Raw genomic sequence first — 2,685 nt, 5'->3', positions numbered from 1 at the left:
GTAAGCGCACAGTTTTAAGGTGTACCCCATAACTGAAATCTGGCACCCTGCGCTAGGATGCCAGACATGCGAGTATTTTACTCCATTTTTATTTGCAAGTTTCCCGAACAGCGCTGCTCCACGGGGCAAGCTGTTTCAGTTCATCGTCTGACATTTCAACACTCGGACGATGTTCCAAAAGATAGTTCAGATATTTTTTCGGATCCAGATCATTCGCTTTAGCCGTTTCGATCATTGAATAGATCTTCATGCTGGCGTCTGCACCTGCAGGCGTATCACTGAACAGCCAGTTCTTGCGGCCTACGACCAGTGGGCGAATGCTGTTCTCGCTAAGATTATTACTCAGGCTGCATGCTCCGTCTTTCAGATAATTCATCATGTATGGACGACAGCCATTGGAATAGTTGATGGCACGGATGATCCGATCACCGCTTTTTGGCTGAAGCTGATCAAGCCACGACAAAAAAGCCTCTATGACAGGTTTTTGATCCTTCAGACGGCGGTTATAGATCTGTTTGAATGACAGCCCTTTCTCACGATAAGAACGTTCGTATTCGAACAGCTTATTACAGTATAGAAATCCCTGAACGGCAGGATTGGTATAATCCTTTTCATGCCCTTTGGGTATGGCCTGCAGCCAGTATCTTCTGATGTGAGCCCAGCAGCAACATCGCTGTGCTTCTGGTACTTTATTGTATCCTTTGTAACCATCCACCATGAGATAGTATCCCGGAACTGCACCTTTCAGAAATGTGGCTACATTACTTCCGGCACGGGTCGGTGTATAGTTATACAGAATGATCGGTACCTCACCATCATCACCGCTGCGGACCAGCCAGACATAGGATTTACTCTGAGGCCTCCGACCTTCTTCCTTCAATACCTGGATCGGAGTCTCATCGGCCATCAGCTGTCTTCGCTGCAGTAGTTTTCTATGCAGATATTCATACATTGGCAAAAAATAGTTTTTCGAGCAGCTGATGATCCAGTTTGCCATTGTAGTACGGCTGATCTTTGCGCCGAGATGTTCGAAGTCCTTCTCCTGGCGGTAAAGAGGTATGGACATGACATACTTGGCATACATCACATGCGCAGCCAGTCCGGATGAAACATAACTTCCCGGGATCAGTGCCGGTGTTCCCTCATCTTTTATAAACTGAGGATCTTCCGTTTCCTTGCACTTTGGACATTCATATGTGGTCGCATAATAATCGATACGTTCCAGCTTTGGTTCTGTGTATCGCAGCTCAGTCCTGATCAGTTCATGACCAATCGGAACCATTTTTGTACCACACTCGATACAGGTTTTCTGCTCCTCGGTAAGAGTATCGACATAGACTTTCTCTGTCGGAAGATCAGCAAAGACTTCATCATAGGTTGCCTTTGGCTTGCGGGTCTTTGTGTGTGCCTTTACTTCGATATACTCAACTTCCAATTCAACAGGAGCAGGTTCGTCTTCATCCTGAAGCTGGAATAGATTCATCTGTCCTGGCATCTGGTCATGACGTATCTCGCTGGTGGAGCCAAAAAGTTTTGTCTTCAGATAGTCCAGCTGAGCCTGAAGATTTGCGATAAGCTTATCCTTTTCGCTGTCTTTTTCATCACGTTCCTGCAGCATCTTCTGCATGGAACGAATGAGCTCGTTCTGAGTGCTGATTGTTGTATTCAGTTGTGAAATAGTATCCTTAAGCTCTAAGAGCCGGATCTCGTTTGCTCCTGAAGACATGGTTTTTCGCTCCTTTTCTATGGATCTATTATACCATAAAACATGCGAAAAGTCCCGTAAAATCAAGCATTTCAGGCACTTTTGATGGCCTTCGGCTGCTCGATTTCAAGTCCTGACATGAGCCAGTCGAACTGTCTCCAGGTGATAGGTTTTACTTCTTTGCGGTTGCGTGGCCACCGGTATTTTCCGATGCCGGCATCCAGCCTTTTATATAAAAGTACATAACCATCGCTTTCATGGAGGAGCACTTTTATACGATCATTACGTTTGCCGCAGAACAGGTAGATGGCTCTGTTTTTACCGGGATCCATCTTTAACTGATCCTGGATCAGGGCACATAATCCGTCTATGGATTTCCTCATATCTGTATAGCCACAGATCACGTAGATCTCATCTGCGACAGTGATATCGCCTAACATACATTTCCTGCCATGCATCGAATGATCTGTGACAGGAGCATTGGATCGACATCATTTGAAATCCTAATAGAAACAGTACCTGATTGAATCTCGATGGATGATGAAAACCTTCGGTCATTCCGAATAGTTTCTAATGACTTAGAATCCATAGCTGTAGGAACATCAGGTATTACTTCCAGTTTTACCACCTCCTGTTTGGGTGTGGCTCTATAAGTTTCCCGTCCATTAGCCGGCGGGATATCATAGCATGCTTTCTTTCGAAGTCTTTTTACCCAGTTATAAAAAGTGCCGGGATTGATGTCATGCTCTGTACACCATTGATAATCACTGAGACCGCTGTTGCGGCATTCCATAATCAGCTGATACTGTTCGTCAGCAGTACGTCTTTGTGTGTTCATACGTTACCCCCATAATTATAGTGAAATGCTGGCATTTCACAGATCCTAGCATCAGATCTGTAGTAAAATGCTGGCGTCTATCCTCTATGATTATGGCAGATTTTCGGTGGAAGTTAAATCCACCCTGTTATTAGGCGCTTAC

Annotated in this window: 3 protein-coding genes; all 3 read right to left on the bottom strand. The window is 45.1% G+C overall.

From position 1 onward, the window contains the following. Positions 1-88: 88 nt before the first annotated feature. On the bottom strand, positions 89-1,726 hold the full coding sequence (gene tnpC / locus ACTNDQ_RS15210; RefSeq protein ID WP_441064981.1) for an IS66 family transposase: 1,638 nt from the start codon (positions 1,724-1,726) through the stop codon (positions 89-91). A gap of 71 nt (positions 1,727-1,797) precedes the next feature. Continuing rightward, positions 1,798-2,145: an IS66 family insertion sequence element accessory protein TnpB gene (gene tnpB, locus ACTNDQ_RS15205; protein ID WP_441064980.1), complete on the bottom strand. Its 348-nt coding sequence runs from the start codon at positions 2,143-2,145 to the stop codon at positions 1,798-1,800. Next, positions 2,139-2,543: an IS66 family insertion sequence element accessory protein TnpA gene (tnpA, locus tag ACTNDQ_RS15200; protein WP_441064979.1), complete on the bottom strand. Its 405-nt coding sequence runs from the start codon at positions 2,541-2,543 to the stop codon at positions 2,139-2,141. The genes tnpB and tnpA overlap by 7 nt, the downstream gene beginning before the upstream one ends. Between the last annotated feature and the right edge of the window lie 142 nt (positions 2,544-2,685).

This window comes from Blautia massiliensis (ex Liu et al. 2021), assembly GCF_052064225.1.
GTDB lineage: Bacteria > Bacillota > Clostridia > Lachnospirales > Lachnospiraceae > Blautia_A > Blautia_A fusiformis.
Note: the sequence above shows the minus strand (reverse complement) of the source record. Positions and strands in the feature narration are given on the sequence as shown.